This is a genomic window from Myroides sp. DF42-4-2 (genome assembly GCF_030326445.1).
Taxonomy (GTDB): Bacteria; Bacteroidota; Bacteroidia; order Flavobacteriales; family Flavobacteriaceae; genus Flavobacterium.
The window spans coordinates 64,717-86,466 of the sequence record NZ_JACAKI010000007.1 but is presented as its reverse complement, the minus strand read 5'-3'; the positions used below and the strand labels follow the sequence as shown (position 1 = coordinate 86,466).

Here is a 21,750-nt window from a genome sequence, read left to right as displayed (position 1 = left end):
ATTATGATAGTAACAAAGGATCAACTAGGTCGTGAACACGTCTTTGAGCAAATGCCGAAGCGCATTATTTCACTTGTACCTGCTGTAACGGAAACGCTTTTTGACTTAGGCTTAGAAGATGAGTTAGTCGGCATTACAACGGCTTGTATTCACCCTTATCACTTAAAAGTGACGAAGGAGAGTGTAGGAGCACCCAAACAAGTAGCGATCGAACAGATAAAAGCGTTGCATCCAGCTATTATTATTGCAAATGTCGAAGAAAACACCCTAGCGGTTATTGAGCAATTAAAGGGGATTTGTCCGATATGGTTGACTGATGTTCGAACGATGGACCAAAACACCCAACTCATTGAAGCCTTAGGTCAATTGTTCAACAAGCGCACAGAAGCGCGTAAATGGATCGATAAAATTCAGTTTGGACAGCGGGATTTGATGGACTTTGTCTTGCAAAAACAAGGATTTAAAGCCGCCTATTTTGTCGGGAAAGACCCCTTTGTCGTAGCAGGAGAGGGGACGTTTATTCACGAGCTATTAACGCTCAACCAGTTTGAAAATGTCTATGCCAACCGCCTAGAACGTTATCCAGAAGTGGAAATCAAAAAGATTCGCATCCAAGGAGATCCCGAAGTAATTTTCTTGCCTTCCCTTCCTTATGCGTTCCAAGAAGAGGACGCCTTTGAAATTGGGCGATTTACCCATCATGGAAAAACAGTGTTTGTCGAAGGAGAAATGTTTTCTTGGTACGGCACTCATGTGTGTAAAGCCTTTGATTATTTCAAGCAAATTCACAACCGATTATAAAAGGAAATCTCACTATAGGTGAGATTTTTTTATTTTGGTCCCTACCTAGGCCAAACAGGATGTTGGGAAAACAATCCATTTATACCCCTTTAGGGTACATGGGGAGGGCTAAAGTGGCTAATTCCTACCTCAAAATGACTCTATTTAGGTATGTGATGGAAAAAAAACACAAAAAGGGTAAAAAAAACAGCTATTTCCTATGAGTAGCGTATGGAAAAACGCGATAAAATCTGTATATTAGCACGTTTAATAATGAGAATTTAAAATTTAATATACTTATGTCTGAAGGAGAAAAGTTGATTCCTATTAACATTGAGGAACAGATGAAATCAGCCTACATTGACTATTCGATGTCGGTGATTGTATCTCGAGCGCTTCCCGATGTTAGAGATGGCTTAAAACCTGTGCATCGAAGAGTGTTATTTGGTATGTATGAATTAGGCGTTATGTCTAATAGAGCACATAAAAAGTCTGCCAGAATTGTAGGGGAAGTTTTAGGTAAATACCACCCACACGGTGATAGTTCTGTATATGACGCCATGGTGCGTATGGCTCAGGATTGGAGCATGCGATATTTACTTGTAGATGGACAAGGTAACTTTGGATCTGTAGATGGAGATAGCCCGGCAGCGATGCGTTATACTGAGGCTAGAATGAAGAAGATATCCGAAGAAATTCTAGCTGATATCGACAAAGAAACAGTTGACTTCCAATTGAACTTTGACGATACCTTAGAAGAGCCTAGAGTAATGCCTACGCGTATTCCTACGCTATTGGTAAATGGAGCTTCGGGTATTGCCGTTGGTATGGCAACTAATATGGCGCCTCACAACCTTTCGGAGGTTATTGATGGTACCTTGGCCTATATCGACAACAACGAGATTGAAATTGACGAATTGATGAACCACATCAAAGCACCTGATTTCCCTACAGGGGGGGTGATCTACGGTTATGAAGGGGTTAGAGAAGCATTCAAAACAGGGCGCGGTCGCGTTGTTATGCGTGCTAAAGCCAACTTCGAAGAAGTAGATGGAAGAGAGTGCATCGTGGTTACAGAAATTCCGTTCCAAGTCAACAAAGCGGAAATGATCAAAAAAACTGCAGAGGCAGTTAATGAGAAAAAAATCGAAGGTATCGCAACGATACGCGATGAATCCGATCGTAAAGGGATGCGTATCGTTTACGTATTAAAACGCGATGCTATTCCTAATATCGTATTAAATACGCTATATAAGTATACGCAGTTGCAGTCTTCCTTCAGTGTAAATAATATTGCCCTAGTTGATGGACGTCCACAAACCTTAAATTTAAAAGAGCTGATCTACCACTTCGTAGAACACAGACATGATGTTGTGGTTAGACGTACGCAATTTGAATTGAGAAAAGCAGAAGAACGCGCACATATTTTAGAAGGGTTAATTATCGCTTCTGATAATATTGACGAAGTAATCGCTTTGATTCGCTCATCAAGCAATGCAGATGAAGCTAGAGCTAAATTAATCGAGCGCTTTTCTTTATCTGAGATTCAAGCCCGTGCAATTGTTGAAATGCGTCTACGTCAGTTAACTGGACTAGAGCAAGACAAACTACGTGCAGAGTATGAAGAAATCATGAAGTTAATCAATCACTTAAGAGAGTTATTAGCAAGCAAAGACATGCGAATGAACTTGATTAAGGAAGAGTTAATCGAAGTAAAAGAGAAATTCGGTGATGAGCGTCGCTCTGTAATTGAATATGCTGGTGGAGACGTTAGTATAACAGACCTTATTGCAGATGAACAAGTAGTTATTACTATTTCTCACGCAGGTTATATTAAACGTACCCCTCTATCAGAGTACAAAACACAAAATAGAGGAGGCGTAGGACAAAAATCGGCGGGTACACGAGATCAAGATTTCTTAGAGCATATGTATGTGGCTACTAACCACCAATATATGTTGTTCTTTACGCAAAAAGGAAAATGTTTCTGGATGCGCGTTTACGAAATTCCAGAAGGAACTAAAGTAAGCAAAGGGCGTGCGATCCAAAACTTGATTAATATTGAAAATGACGACAAAGTGAAAGCGTTTATCTGTACGCAAGATCTTAAAGATGAAGAGTACATCAACAATCACTTCGTTATCATGGCCACCAAAAAAGGTCAAGTGAAGAAAACGCCATTAGAACAATATTCACGTCCAAGACAAAACGGTATCAACGCTATTACCATTAAAGAAGACGACGAATTACTAGAAGCAAAATTAACAGATGGTAAGAGTAAAGTACTTATTGCCGTTAAATCTGGAAAATTAGTTCGCTTTGACGAGGAGAAAACACGTCCAATGGGAAGAACAGCTTCAGGAGTTCGCGGAATTACCCTAGCAGATGATAAAGACGAGGTAATCGGAATGGTATCGGTTAACGATATGAATAGCGAAATCTTAGTTGTATCTGAAAACGGATATGGTAAGCGTTCAGCCTTAGAGGAGTACAGAGAAACGAACCGCGGTGGAAAAGGAGTGAAAACCATGAATATCAGTGATAAAACTGGATTATTGGTTTCAATTAATGCGGTAACGGATGCGGATGATTTGATGATCATCAACAAATCAGGATTAACAATCCGTATGCGTGTATCTGATTTACGTGTAATGGGACGTGCAACTCAAGGTGTTCGTCTGATCAACATCAAAGGAAACGATTCAATTGCCGCAGTTTGTAAGGTAATGAAGGAAGATGATGAGGAAGATCAAGACCAAGAATTTGTAGAAATTGACGGAACTATCTTAGCGGAAAACGAGGAGATAAACGAACAAACAGAAGAAGATCAAGATCAAGAGTAAAACAATAAAAACAACAGAGTTATGAATAAAAAATATGTTTATTTAGCAGCAGCCCTATTGATCTCTGGGCTTACTATGGCTCAAAAGAAAGAGCTTAAAGATGCTGAAAAAGCGGTAAAGAAAGGAAATGTAGCTGAAGCTACTACTGCGTTAAAAGCAGTAGAAGGTGTTTTAGGTCAAGCTACCAATGATCAGAAAATACAGTACTACTATTTAAAATCGAATTTAGCGTATCAACAAATTGAAAAAAATCAGAATTTTGACGCAAATGTAGACGAAATGGTAGCTGCTTATAAAGCTATTGAGTCAATTGACAAAAACAATAAATTTGCAAAACAAGCAAATGAAGAGTTAGGTATTGTAGCGTCTAAAGTGATCAACAAAGCGATCGAAGATAACAATTCAAAAAACTATATTGGAGCGACTAAAAAGTTTAAACAAGCATTTGACATCAATCCAAAAGATACCTTATACCTATATTACGCAGCTTCAACAGCTATTAGTTCTAAAGACTATAAAACAGCTACGACATATTACAAAGAGTTGATCGACTTAGGGTATAACGGAAATGAATCATACTATACAGCAGTAGATAAAGCGACAGGTGAGGTTCAAAACTTCGGCAAAGATTCTAAAATGAGAGATGTTCTTGTAAAACAAGGATCTCACGTGGATCCTAAATTTGTGAAAGAGGATTCTAAACGCCCTGAAATCATCAAAAACTTAGCTTTGATCTATTACCAAGAAGGACAATACGAAGAAGCTGAAAAAGCGGTTATTGAAGCTAGAAAATCTAATCCAGATGACACCAACTTAATGTTGACACAAATGGATTTGTACTTGAAATCAAACAATATTGGAAAATACGAAGAAGTTGCGAAAGAAGCTTTAGCTAAAAATCCAAATGACGACGTATTATTGTACAACCTAGGGGTAACAAGTTTCCAAGCAGGAAAAGTTGATGACGCTAGAAAATACTACGAGCAAGCAATCCGTATTAACCCTAAAAATGAAAGCGCATACCTAAATATGGCTTTCCTTAAATTGCAACCAGACGAGGAGATTACAAATAAAATGAATAGCCTTGGTATGTCTGCTGCAGATAACAAGAAATACGACCAATTGCAAAAAGAGAAAAAAGCGCTTTACCGCGATGCAATGAATGATTTAGAAAAAGTATTGGCCATTAACCCTTCTAACGAAGAGGCAATCAATACGTTGAAAAACATTTATAGAGCGTTAGAGATGAACGATAAATTAAAAGCATTAGAAAGCAGATAAGCCTTTTTTATGCAACCGATCAAATGAGCCTAATCCCACTGGATTAGGCTCATTTTTTTTGGTAATCAGAAGCCTATCTACTTAAATTTTCTTCTTCAAAGGGCGTAATTTATTTATTCAATCCATTGATTGATACAAACAATTCATAATTTTGTCTTTGTGAAAATATATCAGACCTTTGTAAGGTGAAAATAGCAACACTCATATTATCCCTATTTATGTTTTTCAAACCGGTATTACCGGTTGTGGAATATGTGGTGTTATACGATTATATCAAAAACGAACTTTGTGTAAACAAAGAAAAGCCTGAGCTTGCTTGTAATGGTAAATGTCACCTTGCAAAAGAATTGACTCATGCTGCTGATAACGATACAGACAAAAGCAGATCCCAATTTGCTTCAGCAGAAGTTCAACTCATCTTCTATCAGGCAATTGAAGTGGTTCGCTATGTGTTTTTTAATACCCATAGCGCAAAAACTTTTGTAGGTATTGAAAACAGCTATGCGTTTTCATTTTCCAATTTCTTATTTCGCCCTCCGGTTTACTAGAAAAAGGGGAAAGACGATAGACTTTTATTCTACCTGTGGTTTGAGCGAATGGGCTTAATTAACCACAAGGTATGAATGGTGGATGTCTGTTGTATTCCTGCATTTTCAACACTTATTTGTAAACCGCTGTTAGGAGATCTCGCATCTACTAACACTAGATGCCGTCGGTAATCGAATCGCATTACTCAGTCTATTCACGTCAATGCTATAGGATAGTTGTGCCTCGGTGTACTTGTTGGCGACCTTATGTACTATGAAAACCTTTTTTTGTATCGTATCAACCTTGTTTGTTGTTGCGGCTTGTACTATTGATAAAACAGATTATGAATCTGAATCAACTATCGTAGTGCCTGATAATCAAGCGTTCAAAGAAGTTATTTCTTTTGAACAAGGATCCTATGTGATTCGTGTAGAGGCTTTGGAGGGCAAGCTCTACCAAGGATATAATGAAATTCGCGTGCACCTACTGGATGCAAATAGCAAACAAAGTATGGAGCATGCCACAGTAACGCTTGTTCCTGTATTAACAACAGGGGCGGGAACAAGAGAAAGCTGTCCAACTAGCGATGCTTGGACCTATGTATCCCAAGAAAAATACTACAAAGGATACAGTGTATTCACCAAAGAGAGTTCGGCAGGACAATGGGCACTTGTTTTTGATATTCAAGTTGGAGGGCAACATCTTGAGCACCTTCATCCCATTGAGGTATTCCATCAAACCAATATGAACCTCAATATGACTTCATTTGTTGGAAATGACCAAGAACACTATATCATTGCTTTAGTTGCGCCAGTGAAGCCCAAAGTGGCTGAGAATGATATAGTAGCCGGTATTTTCAAATACAATAGCGCTGCCGATACAAGTACATGGCAAGGGTTGCATCAGGCCTACACCAGTGTTGACCACTATACGTTGCGCCTAGATCCGCGTATGCCAGAACCATCCATGGGCAATCACTCATCGCCTAATAACCGCGATTTGGTACAAAGAGAAGATTCGTTTTACCAAGGTGTGGTGAATTATACGATGACGGGAAATTGGACGCTGAACTTTATTCTCCAAAACAATCAAGGGAGAATTGTAAAGGGAACTAAAGTGCCTACAGATTTCACACCTGGAGTGGCAGGAGTGAAGAGTGAATTGTTTATTGATATACTCTTTTAGCCCTATGCGAATTTTATCATTAGTATGTTGTTTGGCTACACTAAGTGCTGTAGCTCAGCATCCGACAACGCCCACCGATAGTTTAACTACCCTATTGGATGAAATTGCCGTAGTGGCACAGGCGAAAGAGAAAATCCGTACGGATTTAAAAATGTCGGTTTCAGTAGACGAGTTTTTGGCTTCCTCTCAACAAATAAGCTTCATTAAGCGCGGTGCTTATGCGTGGGAACCTTTGCTCAACAATATGAGTACAGAACGCTCCACGTTAACCCTAGATGGGATGCATATTTTTGGCGCCTGTACGGATAAAATGGATCCCATCACTTCTTATGTAGAAAGCAATAATTTAGCCGATGTAGTCATTCAATCCGGTCAAGAAGGAGGAATGCATGGGGCTACAATTGCTGGAAGCATTGATTTGAAGCGAAAAAATACGGCCTTTAGTCCTTATGCTCAATGGAGAGGAAGCTATCAAAGCGGATTTGAATTTAATAATAATCAATGGTATAACTTAGGAAACCTGTCCTTTTCAAGTAACAAATGGGTAACAGATGCGAGTATTGCATACCGTTCTGCCGAGAATTACAAGGATGGAAATCGGGAGGAAGTGCTGCATTCTCAATTTAAGAAGTTCAATAGTTCTTTGGGTATTGCACATAAAACCAGTGCGTTATCTTCTTTGCGTGTCGATGCTATTTTCGATGTGGCTAAGGATGTGGGCTATCCAGCTTTGCCGATGGATTTGTGGTTATCGCGAGCGTTAATCACCTCGCTTTCATACAAACAGCTTTTTGAAAACCAAATGCTTAAAGTATGGGATACCAAAGTGTATTTCAACGCTATTGAGCACTATATGGACGATACGACACGTCCGGAGAATTTGGTACACATGGACATGCCCGGTTGGAGTACAACCTATGGCTTGCTGTCTAAAGCAAATTTTAAAAAGGGGATCTATTCTTCTGAATTGCAGCTCAATGCCTATACCAATCGATCTATTGCAGAAATGCGCATGTATCCGCAAGACCGAGAAAAACAAAGCATGTTTGCCTATACATGGCCCTGGGTAACGACTACCTATAGCGGAGTTTCAATGAACAATAGCATAGCCCTATCGGATAATAGTCAACTTCACCTAGGTGGTGGGTTGGGGATTAATTACAACAAGGCGAAGTACATTGAGTTTAACTGGATTTTTCATCCAGGAGCTGCTCAGGAAAAAACAAGAGTATTGCCAAGCCTACACGCGAGCTATGAAGTAGATATTCAGCGCTTTACTTTAGCAGTAGGTGGAGGCTATGGACATCGTGCGCCCTCTGTTTCCGAAGCGTATGGTTACTATATTTACAATAGCTATGATCGCTATGACTATATTGGAAATCCCGATTTACCCAACGAAGTTTCCCGAGAAATCAATGCGAGCGTTAGCTATAAAGGCGATGGTTATGGCCTCCAAGCTAAAGCCAACTACTTCCACATTAAGGATTATATCATAGGGCGAATTCTGAGCTTAGGAAGTCCGATGAATTATCAATCAGTTGGAGTAAAGGGATATACCGCTTTGGATTATGCGACGTTGTTTAACTTTTCGCTCAGTGGACATTATACAGTTTTGGATGATCTACACTGGAAAGGAAGTCTAACATATGCCCGTGGTCAAGATGATGAAAAGGGGAATTTGCCTTTTATTCGACCACTTAGTTATCAAACCTCCTTGCATTATACGTACCGCGATTTTGACGTTCAAACCACAGTACGAGGCGATGGTAAACAACGGGATTACAGTCCAGAATACGGAGAGAGTCAAACCGCAGCTTATGCCATTTGGGATGCTGCAGTTACCTATACCTTTTACGTAAAAGGAGTGAAGGCGGTCTTCCAAGTAGGTGCTGAAAACTTGCTGGATGAATATTATACCACCTATGCCGATTGGGGCAATATACCAAGAATGGGACGTAATGTATTTACCTCTCTTACTTTTAATTTTTAAACTAAACTAAACATGAAAACACTAAAAAAATACGCCGCTTTATCTTTATTTTCAATTGCTTTATTGTCGTGTTCTAACGATGATAGCCACGTTGCAGCAAACAAAGTAACCCTAGCATTTACTAATACATTTGGAGATCAAACCATTGTACTAGGTGATGCAACTTCCACAACGGCAACTGCGCATACTTCTGCAGCAGGACAACTCCATCATTTTAGCGAATTAAAATACGTCATCAGCAATATTCGCTTGATCAAAAATGACGGAAAAGAAATTCCTTATCACATCAACAATTTAGATCTTGGCGCTGCTGTGATTAACCAAGCGAAAGCGAGTAGCTTAACCTATGTGCTAAACGATATTCCAAAAGGAGAATACAAGCAGCTAAAATTTGGTTTAGGTGTACGCCAGGACTTAAACACTTTAGACGAAGTTAAATTCCCTAATTTCTACGCTTTAGCAGGTGCGAATGATACTGAAATGATGTGGGAATGGGGTACGGGATACCGCTTTACTAAGATTGAAGGATTTTATGACACAGATCACAAAGAGCTGTCTATTCACACCGGTAGTACAATTGACAAAGATGACAATGGAGAAATTAAACAAGGCGTAGATGCGTATCGCGATATTACCTTGGACTTACCAACAATTGCTTCAGTCGGAAAAACTGCACCAACGGTAGTGATTCAGGCGGATTTTCACCATTTGTTAAGCGGTAAAATAAACACCATCACTTTGCAATCAGGAACGGGATCAGAAGACAATGCAACACCAAACGTACACACAGCGGTGCAAATGGTCAAATTTGTTGATAATCTAGGAGGAAATGGGAGCAATGACGTAAGCGGAATGTTTTCGGTTATTGAAGTGAAAAACTAATCGAGTAGACGAGTCATTGAGATGAATGACTCGTCTACTTATTTTGTCAAACAAAATAGTTGTAAGATGAAGAAAATCAGTGTTTTATTTCTGCTACTAGGGTTGTTTTCATGTCAACATGACGACGCCTATGAGCCCCTTGTTGACAATCCCTTGCTCACACTTGAGATACCCGATGATTTTCCTGCCTTAAATCCAGCTTTTTTAAAGAATCCACCCACCGAATTTGGCGTTGAATTAGGTAAAAAATTGTTTTTTGATCCCCGTTTAAGCCGAGATAATAGTGTGTCTTGTGCAACTTGTCACATCCAATCCTCAGCCTATGCAGATCATCAAAAACAAGGCGTTGGAATAGAAGGGAAGGTGGGCTTGCGCAATGTGCCCCCGATTCAAAACCTAGCTTTTATGCAGTTTTACAATTGGGACGGGAGTAAACTAAAACTAGAAGATCAAGTGATTGTCCCAATTATTACACCTGAAGAAATGCATTCTTCCGCAGTACATATCATAAATAAAATTCAAGATGACCCTGTTTATATCGACTTGTTTTTCAAGGCATTTGGCGATCGACAGTTGACTCCTGAACGCATTTTTAAAAGTATTGCACAGTTTGAGTATACCTTGATTTCAGCCAACAGCAAATACGACCAAGTAAAGCGAGGCCAAGCGGTATTTACTGCGCAAGAAAAACAAGGTCACACACTTTTTGCACAACACTGTGGGAGTTGTCATAGCGGTGAATTATTTACAGATCAATCGTTTAGAAATATTGGTTTTCCCATCAACCGCGATTCAAATGAAGCGGGACGTGCACGAGTAACAGGCGATTTAAACGACTATATGAGTTTTAGGGTTCCGTCTCTGAGAAACGTAGCACTTACAGCGCCTTACGGTAGTTTTGGAAAGTTTGAAACCCTTGAGGATGTCTTGGATTATATGGACAAAGGTGTGCTAAACAGCGCTAATTTAGATCCCATTTTTAAGGACAATAACAATAGAATTCCCTTAACCCAAGAAGAAAAAGAAGCCTTGCTAGCCTTTATGCACACTTTGAGTGATGCTGATTTTATCAGGCAGTGAATTTAGTACTAGTAAGACTTTCTTTTTTTATTTAGATTTGTCTGAAAAGAATAACAAATGAAAACGAGAATACTCTTACTTTTATGCTTAGGTTTAACGTTAATCTCTTGTAGTAAAGGAAATCACTTAGAAAATCAACTGATGCCCAATTTGGTTGATTTTTTTGAAGTACAACTGGGAGCAGATTTTAATCGAGATAAAAATAAAATTACGATTACCAAGATTGATACCCTGACGGAAAAAGGGCGATTAGACTTCAAAGCAACGGAATTAAAACGCCAATTAGAAGAAGAGGGGATTCCTAGATATGAAAGGTTGAAAGATGATTTGGCCTTCTTTACACAAGAATATGCACAAGATCCAACTCAAACAAATCAAGACCAAATAAATCTAGTTAAAGAGGCTTGTACTGATATGGAAGAGGATATTCAAGAGTTAAGAGACTTAATAGAAACAACTGAGCAGCTTAGTTTAACAGCAGATTCAATTCAATTTAGGGCGTATCACGTGCATGGTTTTTTTACCTATACATCGAAAAGAAAAGGAAACCAAGACGTCACACTCAACGTCCTAATGGATGATCGATATAAAGTAATTCCAGTAGAAGACATCATAAGTTACTAATAAACAAAGACATAAACTTTTTATTTAATGATTTAAACACTTTGTTTAATCCTTACATTAATTTAAAATAAGTTAGAAACATACGTAATCCATAAAAAATGAAAAGAATTGTTTTGCCCGTGCTAAGTTTTGTTATTTTATCCGCTTTTGCTGTACAGGATAATTTGAAGGACCGTATGTTAGCTGCTGTAAGCCCATATGTTGCATCAGAATTGAAGCTCGATTTCAATAAAAAAGAAAATGCGTTGACGATAATTGAAATTGACACGCTGACTGAAAAGAAGCGATTACAATTAAAAGGTTTAGCTTTGGTAGAAGAACTAGAAATCGATCATCAGCCATTTATTGAATTACAGCGATATGCAGTGAATCAGTATATGCAACTCTATAAAATTCATCCGGTAGCAAGTGTACGCCAGGAAATTGATCAAGCAGTGCGCGAATACGATGAACTTCAGAAAAAGGCTGAACCATTGATGAAAGAATTGCAAACCGTTATTGATAGAGAAAAAAAGGCAGACGATACTAAATTTGTTGCTTATAGTGTAAAAGCGCTGTTGAAACGACCAAGAGTAAATTCAGCAAATACTATTGAAATAAAAACAGATACATTGGGAATTCTTGTCAATAAAGCGTTTGAAGTAATAGAAAAAAAAGATTTCATTAAAGGATAAAAGCATACTAAAACCATCCAGTAGCCAACGGATGGTTTTTTTTTAAGTTAAAGTTAAAGAAGGCTTGTATTTTGCTTAATACACAAATTTACTATAATTAATATTATGTAAAATAGAAAATTAAAACCCCTCCTAATCTTGGTGAACTTCCTATAATTTCTATTTTTGTAGTTCGCTAAACCCATCCTATGATATATTTAATTTGCAGCATTCTCGGTAGCGTTTCTGTCGGTGTATTTTTTAAATACATCAAAAGATTCTCTATCAATATCTTTGAAATAATTATTATCAACTATGTTATAACTTCGTTATTGTCATTTTTTATTTTTGATGTTGATTTTACACAACTTTCAAGTGCTATGCCATGGCTCGTAATTTTGAGCTTGGGAATCTTATTGCCAACGATTTTTGTTGCCCAATTTCGCTCCATTCAATACGCTGGTTTAATTAAGACGGATATCGCACAACGCTTGTCGCTTTTAATTCCCATTTTAGCTGCCATATTCATTTTTCACGAAGAATTAAACGCTATGCGCTATTGGGCTTTAGGTATTGGTTTACTGTCCGTTTACTTTATTTTACAAAAAGCTGAAACTACCCAAACAACCACATCTTCTAAGAGTACTTGGTATTTGTTGAGCACGTTTTTTGGCTTTGGAATTATTGATATTTGCTTTAAACAACTCGCCTTATATTCCGTAATTCCCTATACGCAAAGTTTGTTCTACGTTTTCTTTACTGCTTTGATTTTAAGCTTATTAATCTATACGCTTGTCGTCAAGAAGAATATCTTAAGGCTCTCTAAACTCAATTTGGTTTCTGGTATTTTTATTGGAGGATTGAACTTTGTCAATATTATTTTTTATATGAAAGCCCACCACCACTTCTCCTCTAACCCTACAATTGTGTTTGCAGGAATGAATTTTGGCGTGATCTTCTTGGGAACGCTTTTTGGCTATACCCTATTTAATGAAAAGCTTTCAGTAAAAAACATAATAGGCTTAGGATTAGCCGCTTGCGCAATTACCTTATTGGTATTGTCCTTGGGGTAAGAAAATAAACAAACTATTTTTTAACTGAATTGGAAAATGTAGATACGAATCTTATCGTTTTTCCGTTTTGATTACTAGACAGATATTATTTTTTATTGTATTATTTACTAGAGGGATGTTTGAGTGTAAACATCCCTCTTTTTATAGTTATTACATTCAATTTCAGTAGGTTGTCTAGTAATCTTCAGCCGATGGTTCAATTACTTTGACTTCGTAAAAGGGAACGAATGCAGCTAAAGCCTGTTGATATTCACTTTTGCGGATGGATAGTTCTATTTCACAGGTCATTTCTAACTTTTGTTGGACCAATTGCAAATTGCGTTCTTTGATCACGCGCATCACATTGTTCATGTCTTTGTAGTCAAAGCGCACTTTAAACTTTTTATCTATTGTACATTCGATGATCTCCGCTTCTTCCATCGCCATTTGTGCAGCGGCGCGATAGGCTGTAATCAATCCGCCTACGCCTAGTTTTACTCCGCCAAAATAGCGAACAACAACGATGAGAATATCCGTTACGTCAAAAGACTGAATTTGTCCATAAATTGGGGCTCCTGCTGTATTACTTGGTTCTCCATCGTCGTTTGCACGATAGTAAACAGGATCTGTTCCTAGCTGAAAAGCATAGCACCAATGGCGGGCATTGTAGTGTTGCTTTTTTATTTGGTCTAGCAATTCCTTGACTTCTTCTTCTTTTTTGATGGGAAAGGCATAGCCAAAGAATTTGCTGTTCTTTTCTTTGTATAATACTTCTTCTGTAGGTTGACTGATGGTTTTATAAAAATCTTTCTCTTCCGTCATTATTTGGCGTGTAAAATATGTAATTCATTATTCGCTATAGTATAACGCTCCCTTGTTTCAGCTATAGGCCATTCAGGAGCAGGAATACCTTCTCCTAATCGCACATCACTCGTAAAAATACGAGCTTCATCCCAAAGGTTGGCAGCGATAAAATGTTGAATGGTTTGCGTACCTCCTTCTATAACTACAGACATAATTTGAAGATCATACAAGATTGTACAAATTTGCTGTACTACATTTGCATCAAAATCAGCATAATAGTATTGGGTATGTGCAGTAGATTGCATGCTTCGATTAGCAGTAATACAGATCGCAGGTTTATCTTGTTGGTTAATTGCAAAAGAAGAGCTAATCTTTCCAAGTCGATCCAAATACACGCGCGTAGGGTTTTTGCCATACCAGCTGCGCGTTGTTAAAGATGGATTGTCTGCAAGTACAGTATTGGTGCCAACGAGAAAAGCCATTTCCTCACTTCTCCATTGATGGACCAACTGTTTCGCATAGGCGTTGGATAGCCATACAGGGGCTTGTTCCTCTCGGTCTAAAGGTGCAATAAATCCATCCTGACTCTCGGCCCATTTTAGTATAATGTAGGGGCGTTTTTTTTGGTGATACGTAAAAAAGCGTTGATTACTTGCCCGACATGCTTCTTCTAAGACGCCAACAACTACTTCTATTCCTGCCTCTTTCATCTTTTGAATGCCCCTACCACATACCTGTGCGAATGGATCAATCGTACCAACGACAACCCTAGGGATTTGCTTGGCAATGACTAAATCGCAACATGGAGGTGTTTTTCCAACGTGACTACAGGGTTCTAAACTGACATATAAGGTACTTTCTTTTAATAAATTAGCATCTTTTACGGCTGCTATTGCATTGACTTCCGCATGGGGTCCTCCATAGGCAGAAGTAAATCCTTCGCCTAGTATTCGGTCGTTGTGTACCACAACTGCTCCAACAGAAGGATTCGGAAGCGCAGCAAAAGTTCCTTGTTTTGCCAGTTGCAGGCATCGAGAAATATAGTATTCGTCTTTTTTCAACATTGATAAAACTGTATCTTTGAACAAATTTAATTCTTTTTAGCTAATCAACTAGGGTTTTAGCTTTTAAACTATGCTGATAAAATTACTACAAGACCAGTTTATAGCGGAGTTAACTCCCATTTATGACGAGTTAGAAGCGCGACAGTTGTTCCTTATCTGCTTGGAAGAACTCGAGGGAAAAACACGTATTGATTTACTGATGAATCCCGGGTTAGAAACCACACAATCCGATGCTTGGTTGACGGTTTTAGGTCAACTCCTACAAGAAAAGCCTGTGCAACAAATTTTCGGTAAAGCCCATTTTTACGGCTATACATTTGAAGTCAATGCGCATACCCTTATTCCCCGCCCCGAGACGGAGGAATTAGTAGCGTGGATTATTGCATCTGTTGCTGTAGATCAACCCATTCGCATTTTAGATATTGGTACTGGTAGTGGGTGTATTGGTTTGACATTGGCCAAAGAACTCCCTAAGAGTCAGGTGACCGTATTGGATATTTCTGCGGCTGCTTTGGCCGTTGCCAAGCGAAATGCCAATGCTTTAGGTGTTACAGTTAACTTCTTACAAGAAGATGTACTTGCCTTAAACCAATTGGACGATGCCTATGATATCATTGTGTCTAATCCGCCCTATATACGCGAATTAGAAAAAGTAGAAATCAAAAAGAACGTCATGGATTATGAACCGCATACTGCCTTATTTGTAGCTGATCACGATCCTCTTATCTTCTATCGAAAAATTGGTACATTGGCCAAAGCACAACTAAATCCAGGTGGATTTTTGTTCTATGAAATCAATCAATATTTAGGCAAAGAAATGGTTGAACTACTAGAGGGTATCGGTTTTAAACAGACGGAGTTAGGTCGAGATTTAATGGGTAATGACCGCATGACAAAATCAAGTATTTAACCTATATAAATTACTGAGATTATGTGTTTTACATAATATTAATTAAAGTAAAGGTTTAACAGTAAAAAATCCGTATAATCCCCTGGGTTTATACGGACTTTTTACTGTTTTATAGGGGTGAATACCCAATATGAATATCGTCTTACTTTAAGAAATTCGGGTCTTTAAAAGCAGGGTTTGGATAGGTATAGAATCCTTCCCCTGTTCCCACGCCTAGTTTATTTTGATCCAGAAACGCTGTTTTTAAGTATGTAGCTGTTTTGAGTTTCAGAGGATCTTTTGTTGCATCTGCGCTCATTTTGATGATGTTGTAGGCCGTTGTAATTCCGATGATATCGAGAATTCCGCAGGGTCCTATTGGAGCTCCGGTTGCGACCATCCAGGTCTTGTCTATGGTTGGTGCATCCGCTACCTCTTTTACTAGGAGTTCTGTTGCAGCGTCTAACAAAGGAACTAATAGGGTGTTTAAGATGTATCCTGGTTGTTCCTTGTGCAATGGCAACGGAATCATGCCGATTGCGCTTGCAAATTCGACGATTTGATTAAAAATATGCGGATCCGTTTGCGCGTGCCCCATGATCTCAGCAGTATTGTGCGTGCCAATATCATTGGCAAAATGCAGCGCTAAAAACTGTTTGGGTCTTTTTGTTGCTTCTGCAATTTGACTAGGTAGTAAGGTAGATGAATTGGTTGCAAAAATCGTGTGTGCTGGTGCTACTTCCGCCAATTGGTTGTAAAAGCCAATTTTTATTTTCAGGTTTTCAGGAACAGCTTCAATTAGTAAATCAGCTTGAGCTGTTGCTTGTTTTAAGTCGCTCGAATAAGATAAATTCGCTTTAGTCTGCGCCAATTGTTCGGGTGTGGCAGCTAAATCCTGAGCGTATTTGGCGCTGAGTACGTCAAACTTCTTTTTGGCGTGTTCGATTGCATCTGGACTTAGGTCGTATACCGTTACATTAAATCCCTTAAAGGCCGATTGAAAGGCTATTTGATAACCTAAAACACCGCTTCCCGCAACAGTTACATTTTTAATTTGCATCATTTTTTGTTTTTTTGATATAAAGGTTTACTTAAATGTACAACAAAGACAGTTAATTAACTAACTTTTTGAACCAGTTCGCACTTCTTTTTAATTCGATGCGGAAATGAGCATCAGAAGACTTGTTTTTTTTGTCTTTTTTAAGGAGCAATTGTTCGTAATACGTTCCGTGTAAGAATCGTCTTAAAAGGGGTTCCCCAATAAAGGGTTTGTTGTCGTTGAGGGTATAGGCAGCTTTAATTAAATGGCGGATATCGTACTGCATGGGTGCAATATCAGGTACCTGTTTGTTGAGTTTTAGCAATTGATAGACGGCTTGCCTACCGGTACGCGCTGCACTTTCCATTGTAAAGACGACATCGTTGGGAGTTTCGACAAACTGACCAACTAGGCCGATATTTACAGCGCCTTCTGGTACAATATCAGGACGATCTCCCTGTGCACGAGGCATAAACATAGCGGTGATATAAGGCATATAAGCGATGCGTACAATCGTATTAGCTTGGATCTCTCCTATCCTATCACTCAGAGAGAGATGATGGCATAATTCGGCTAAAATCTCATTTCCGGTGCACTGAGGCATTGCTTTAGGGATAAAATTGCCTGGGGTATACATATTCAAGGCATAGAGCCAAAGTACGAGAACATCTTTTGGTTGGTTTGGAAAATGGGGTTGTCTGTTGCACGTAAAACTCAAAAGCCAATTGGAATCAGTGATGGTAACGATTCCGCCTGTGGCGGTTTTGCCCGAATACGGATCGTTGACGGTATAGGTTTTTAGCTTTTCCACGAGTGGAGAGGGCTTACAGGTTAAGGTGGCAGATTCCCAAGCCGATTGCCTTAGGGAGGAGTAAAATTTAGCAGGCTGACCAAAAACAGGCGATTGTGCGGCTAAGTTTCTCCACAATTGCCATCCCGGACTAGACGTGTTGCTGCTTTTGCTTTCCATGGAGTCATCCGTGTGGATGTTTGGAGGGGTTGTATTGCTGCCATACCGTGTGTCTTCCGTCATGGACCCCACAGTAATTACAACAAAATCCGTTGGATGTAGCGGGATTTCACCTGGGATTCCACCTTGTTCTAGCACTATTTTCTTTGCTGTTTTTTTGTCCTCCTCTATCTCCACCTCTACTGCGGTTACCAGCGTATGGTGTTGAAAGGTTACTCCTTCCTCCTCTAAGTATTTTTTAAGGGGCAGCACAAAGGTGTCGTATTGGTTGTATTTGGGAAATACCAAGGAGGAGAAATCCTTCATTCCGTCTATAGCGTGGATAAAGCGGTGTAGGTAGAGTTTAAACTCCAATAAGCTGTGCCAGGGTTGAAAGGCAAACATGGTGCGCCATAACATCCAGAAGTTGCTTTTAAAAAAGGACGTCTTAAAATAGGAATCAATGGTTTGGTCATCAAGGGTTTCTTTTCTTTGGAGCAGAAGTTTAAGCAGGGCTCTTTGGTCTTTTTTGGTTAATTCCAAGGAAGTAATTGCTTTGACTTGCCCTAGATGATGGAGTAAACGCGAGCGGGAATAATTGGGATCTCCATCGTTTAGCAAGCGGTACTCATCGAGTACGCTATAGGGTTTGGGGAGTTCAAGTGCGGGAATATGTTGGAAAATATCCCATACATTCTCGTAGGTTGCGTCCATTTCACGGCCTCCACGAACGAGATAACCACCTTGGGCATCCCCTGCTCCATCCAGGGATCCGCCGTCTATGCCTCCTTGTTCTAAAAAAACAAGCTGTGCAGGTGGTATTTGTCCATCCCGTATAAAGTAAAAGGCTGCGGATAAGGTGGCGATGCCACTTCCAATGAGGTACACCTTGTGTTTGGAAAAGTCTTGGGGCGGAACCCCTCTGTATTGTTGGTAGCTTCCCAATTGATCGGCAAAAGGTAGACTCTTGCCTGGCTGGTGGTTGGGGTATTCGAAGTAGCTGTTCGGGGCTTGATGTACAACTCGATCTGCACTTACTGAGAAAGGAGGTTTCTCTTTTTTTTGATCTGCTTTCATAAGCTTGCTTTTTGATAGTAAAACAATTAATTATCCCTTTAAATTAGTGAAATAATTACTTGATTTATTTAGCGTTTTCCCATTTTATGCGAATACTTAACGGAATCTCAAATTGTCCTTTGAATTGAATTATAAAAAAATAGGGCAACCTCCTACTACCCATTTCCTAAATAGTCCATTATACGTCAAAAAAGCACAAAAAAAAGTTGAGATCATGGGCTGAGTTCGAATCCCCTTAAACAGCTGTAGATCTGTCAAATTAACCCTGTATTTATATTCAGGTGGACTCGATTGAACGAGGGTAAGAGAATGAGGATAAAAATGTAGGTGAAGTTTAGGAAAAACAAAAAAAGCTACTGTCAATCAGTAGCTTTTTTTGTTTTTATGCGGAAAAATCTAAAATGATTCTATCTCATCCATGACTGGTACAGGGCGTTTACTTTCGTTAATCGCTACCAGGGTAAAAGTACCAGAAATTGCTTTTTCACGGCCTTCTCTGTACATACTTTCAACAAATACGTCTACACGTACATCTAAACTTGTACGTCCCACGCGTACAACTGTTCCGATAAGTTCAACTAGCGTTCCTACGGGAATCGGTTGATTGAAATCGATTTTATCACTGGAAACAGTTACAATTGGTTTACGGCAAAAGCGAGTAGCGGTCATAAAGGCAATTTCATCCATAATGGCTAAAACAGCTCCACCGAACATCGTGCCATGGTGGTTTGTTTGCCCTGGAAATACAGTTCTGAATACGTGAGTTTCAGAATCTTTAATTTTTTTTTGAATACGCAGCTCCTTGCTTGTTAATTCACCTTCCATAGTTTTATTTTGAACAATTAAATTATTGGCTTGTCATTGAAATGCCAATCTCTAGTTGTTGAAGTTTTTTTGGCGTAAAAGAGGAAATACAATAGATTGCATAGGAAGCATCCGCTGTAATTGTCTTTGTACACTTGCTCTTCGTGTGGAAAACAACAGAACCTACGCAATAAAAATAGCCAAATCTTACTTATTTTTCATTCAAATTTACAGATGAAAAAAAAATTCGCAAAAGATGAGAATTATTTCCTTAGTATTCCTAATTCGCCTCCGTTTGAGATTGTAAATTTCGCAACAAATATACGGAGTAAAACTATTTTATTATGAATTTTTCAAACAATATTTGATTTTGGCATACTCTTAACAATTAAGTATTAAGAGTATCCCATAACTTATTGTATTTATTTACCGTCGACGTACTCTTGTAAATACGCAAAACGCTCGGTTAATTTTCCGTTTTGTGTTACGGTTGCACGAGCTAGAATTTGATCTTTATCTCCGTTGAAGAATGCGGGTAAAATGGCGTTTAAGAAGACTTCACCAAACCCTTCACTAGCATCTTTTGGCAATTCGCAAGGTAAATTGTCAATGGCCATTACTGTAATGGCTGCTGGATGATCAAAGGCTACTTCTTCGTGTTTACCTGGATGATACCCATAGATAGGGTCAGCAATTGTAGAAGCGTGTAAGGTGGAGTCGATTGGACCGTGGTCAACATCGCAAGAAACATCGCCAACTACTTTAATTTTGTTGTCGATGGCATTGAGCATATCTCTAGTTAAGATCTTTGGTGATCCGTGTTTGAAGAAATGACCGGTTATCAATACATCGGTCACTTTAGTAAAGCGCTCGAAATTGCTTTCATATTGCTCAGGATTCGCGTAAAAATCGGCTTTGGATGCTTCTTGACCGTCTTTGCGCTTGTAGTAATCCATGACTTCTAGTTGGGTATAAACAGGTAGGTCATACTTTTGAGTTAGGAAGTGATCAATCGATACTTTTTTGGCTTTCATTCCATTTAAGATCTCCATGATTCCGTGACTTACCTTTCCATTTCCTGTTACAGCGATTTTAATGGGTGGGAAAAATTGCTTTTTTAATTGGGCAATCAGATCCTCTGTGTGCAACATATGTTCGGCTTTTTTCAGATTAAATAACTCGTATTTTAATCCAAAAGCTCTCAGGGTGTTATAAGCACCTACAATACCCGCATAACGTCCAAAGCCAATGAGTCTTTTGTTGTTTTCATCCACTAAAGTTTCGTGATCAATCAGGCGAATATTTTTAGCCAAACACGTTTGGAGAATATTTCGGTTATACTCTTGTTCTTTAATGGTATGCGAGAAGAAAAAGTATGTTTTGTTTGGGATCAAAGCCTCTACGGGAACCTCCTTTACACCTACTAAAACATCACAATCCGTCAAATCGTCACTTAGGCTAATGTTTTTATCAGCATAGGCTTGGTCAGGAAAGATTCTGATGTCAGAGGGTTCCACTACTGCTTCTAGGGTATCAAAAGTTTGTAAGGCTTTTGCTAGAATATCAGGAGGAAACACAACGCGTCTATCAGGAGGACTTTTTCTTTCCTTTATAATTCCAATTTTCATAATATATATAAATTAGTTGTTTCTTTAAATTGAGGCTGGTTGTGGCAAATATAGTTGTATTTCTCTGGTAATCCAAAAAAGTCAACTTTTTAAACATTTAAAAGTTGTAATGTTTAATATTAAGTTGTAATTTTGCAATCTCTGAAAACAAAGTCTACAAGGGGTCGATCGGTTTTGACAGCGAGTGGAATTAGTCAGTAAGCACGTCGAGCGTGGTTGTTTAGCTCGTAAATATCAGGCAACGAACTTTTTAAACGGCGAAAATAATTACGCTTTAGCTGCATAATCTGAATCATAGTAAGATTGCCTTAGTTTCCACCAGGTGGAAGAGCTAGATTCTCCTTAAGAGCCTTGGTTTATGGCGCTTTGTTGAGGGGAACCGTAAAATAGACCTAGGGAGGTTAGTGTCTCGGACATCTTCCGAAATCTTAGAGGCTAAGTTAGTAGTGGTTGTTTCAAACCAAGCTACTGATCGAAAATTCAAGTTGAAACTAAGCGTGTAGAAAGCTCTCTGATTGCTTGTTTGGACCCGAGTTCGATTCTCGGCGACTCCACAGATAAAAAAGCCTATCTATTGATAATTAAATAGTTAGGCTTT

18 protein-coding genes and 1 other RNA gene are annotated in these 21,750 nt (G+C 38.9%); 13 read left to right on the top strand and 6 right to left on the bottom strand.

The features are described 5' to 3' along the window. The first annotated feature begins 3 nt into the window (after positions 1 to 3). The 11 genes from HX062_RS07305 to HX062_RS07255 all read left to right on the top strand — a co-directional run bounded on the left by HX062_RS07305 (position 4) and on the right by HX062_RS07255 (position 12,919). On the top strand, positions 4 to 801 hold the full coding sequence (locus HX062_RS07305; protein WP_182627636.1) for an ABC transporter substrate-binding protein: 798 nt from the start codon (positions 4 to 6) through the stop codon (positions 799 to 801). A gap of 278 nt (positions 802 to 1,079) precedes the next feature. Beyond that, on the top strand, positions 1,080 to 3,623 hold the full coding sequence (gyrA, locus tag HX062_RS07300; protein ID WP_286466972.1) for a DNA gyrase subunit A: 2,544 nt from the start codon (positions 1,080 to 1,082) through the stop codon (positions 3,621 to 3,623). Between the two features lie 21 nt (positions 3,624 to 3,644). Next, positions 3,645 to 4,904 (top strand): tetratricopeptide repeat protein, encoded by a 1,260-nt coding sequence (locus HX062_RS07295; protein ID WP_182627632.1) that lies wholly within the window; start codon positions 3,645 to 3,647, stop codon positions 4,902 to 4,904. 185 nt (positions 4,905 to 5,089) lie between these two features. Further along, positions 5,090 to 5,452: a hypothetical protein gene (locus HX062_RS07290; protein WP_286466970.1), complete on the top strand. Its 363-nt coding sequence runs from the start codon at positions 5,090 to 5,092 to the stop codon at positions 5,450 to 5,452. A 253-nt stretch (positions 5,453 to 5,705) separates the two neighbouring features. Next, positions 5,706 to 6,617, top strand: a complete 912-nt coding sequence (locus HX062_RS07285) for a hypothetical protein (protein ID WP_286466968.1) — start codon at positions 5,706 to 5,708, stop codon at positions 6,615 to 6,617. 4 nt (positions 6,618 to 6,621) lie between these two features. After that, positions 6,622 to 8,607 carry a TonB-dependent receptor plug domain-containing protein gene (locus HX062_RS07280; protein ID WP_286466966.1) on the top strand — a complete coding sequence of 662 codons (1,986 nt, stop codon included), beginning with the start codon at positions 6,622 to 6,624 and terminating at the stop codon, positions 8,605 to 8,607. 12 nt (positions 8,608 to 8,619) lie between these two features. After that, positions 8,620 to 9,489: an MbnP family protein gene (locus HX062_RS07275; RefSeq protein WP_286466965.1), complete on the top strand. Its 870-nt coding sequence runs from the start codon at positions 8,620 to 8,622 to the stop codon at positions 9,487 to 9,489. Positions 9,490 to 9,555: 66 nt separating this feature from the next. Continuing rightward, entirely contained in the window at positions 9,556 to 10,569 is a 1,014-nt protein-coding gene (locus tag HX062_RS07270) for a cytochrome-c peroxidase (RefSeq protein ID WP_286466963.1), read from the top strand. Positions 10,570 to 10,626: 57 nt separating this feature from the next. Beyond that, on the top strand, positions 10,627 to 11,193 hold the full coding sequence (locus HX062_RS07265) for a hypothetical protein (RefSeq protein ID WP_286466962.1): 567 nt from the start codon (positions 10,627 to 10,629) through the stop codon (positions 11,191 to 11,193). A 98-nt stretch (positions 11,194 to 11,291) separates the two neighbouring features. Then, on the top strand, positions 11,292 to 11,867 hold the full coding sequence (locus tag HX062_RS07260; protein WP_286466960.1) for a hypothetical protein: 576 nt from the start codon (positions 11,292 to 11,294) through the stop codon (positions 11,865 to 11,867). A 188-nt stretch (positions 11,868 to 12,055) separates the two neighbouring features. Then, positions 12,056 to 12,919, top strand: a complete 864-nt coding sequence (locus HX062_RS07255; RefSeq protein WP_182627618.1) for an EamA family transporter — start codon at positions 12,056 to 12,058, stop codon at positions 12,917 to 12,919. A gap of 174 nt (positions 12,920 to 13,093) precedes the next feature. Here HX062_RS07255 and HX062_RS07250 read toward each other — a convergent pair whose 3' ends face one another. Further along, complete coding sequence (locus tag HX062_RS07250) at positions 13,094 to 13,720, bottom strand: IMPACT family protein (RefSeq protein ID WP_182627616.1); 627 nt, start codon at positions 13,718 to 13,720, stop codon at positions 13,094 to 13,096. After that, entirely contained in the window at positions 13,720 to 14,790 is a 1,071-nt protein-coding gene (gene ribD, locus HX062_RS07245; protein WP_353620074.1) for a bifunctional diaminohydroxyphosphoribosylaminopyrimidine deaminase/5-amino-6-(5-phosphoribosylamino)uracil reductase RibD, read from the bottom strand. Before ribD ends, HX062_RS07250 begins: the two co-directional genes overlap by 1 nt. 46 nt (positions 14,791 to 14,836) lie before the next feature. Here ribD and prmC point away from each other — a divergent pair, with 46 nt between their 5' ends. Further along, positions 14,837 to 15,676 (top strand): peptide chain release factor N(5)-glutamine methyltransferase, encoded by an 840-nt coding sequence (gene prmC / locus HX062_RS07240; protein ID WP_286466957.1) that lies wholly within the window; start codon positions 14,837 to 14,839, stop codon positions 15,674 to 15,676. A 142-nt stretch (positions 15,677 to 15,818) separates the two neighbouring features. On the opposite strand, the gene HX062_RS07235 is transcribed toward prmC, so the two are convergent. The 4 genes from HX062_RS07235 to HX062_RS07220 all read right to left on the bottom strand — a co-directional run bounded on the left by HX062_RS07235 (position 15,819) and on the right by HX062_RS07220 (position 21,152). Continuing rightward, positions 15,819 to 16,715: a 3-hydroxyacyl-CoA dehydrogenase gene (locus HX062_RS07235; protein WP_286466996.1), complete on the bottom strand. Its 897-nt coding sequence runs from the start codon at positions 16,713 to 16,715 to the stop codon at positions 15,819 to 15,821. Between the two features lie 52 nt (positions 16,716 to 16,767). Beyond that, positions 16,768 to 18,720 (bottom strand): oleate hydratase, encoded by a 1,953-nt coding sequence (locus tag HX062_RS07230; RefSeq protein WP_286466956.1) that lies wholly within the window; start codon positions 18,718 to 18,720, stop codon positions 16,768 to 16,770. Positions 18,721 to 19,116: 396 nt separating this feature from the next. Then, complete coding sequence (locus HX062_RS07225; protein WP_182627604.1) at positions 19,117 to 19,545, bottom strand: acyl-CoA thioesterase; 429 nt, start codon at positions 19,543 to 19,545, stop codon at positions 19,117 to 19,119. 401 nt (positions 19,546 to 19,946) lie between these two features. After that, on the bottom strand, positions 19,947 to 21,152 hold the full coding sequence (locus HX062_RS07220; protein WP_286466955.1) for an NAD(P)-dependent oxidoreductase: 1,206 nt from the start codon (positions 21,150 to 21,152) through the stop codon (positions 19,947 to 19,949). Positions 21,153 to 21,312: 160 nt separating this feature from the next. On the opposite strand from HX062_RS07220, the gene ssrA reads away from it, so the two are divergent. Further along, positions 21,313 to 21,709: a transfer-messenger RNA gene (ssrA, locus tag HX062_RS07215) on the top strand. The last annotated feature ends 41 nt before the right edge of the window (positions 21,710 to 21,750 follow it).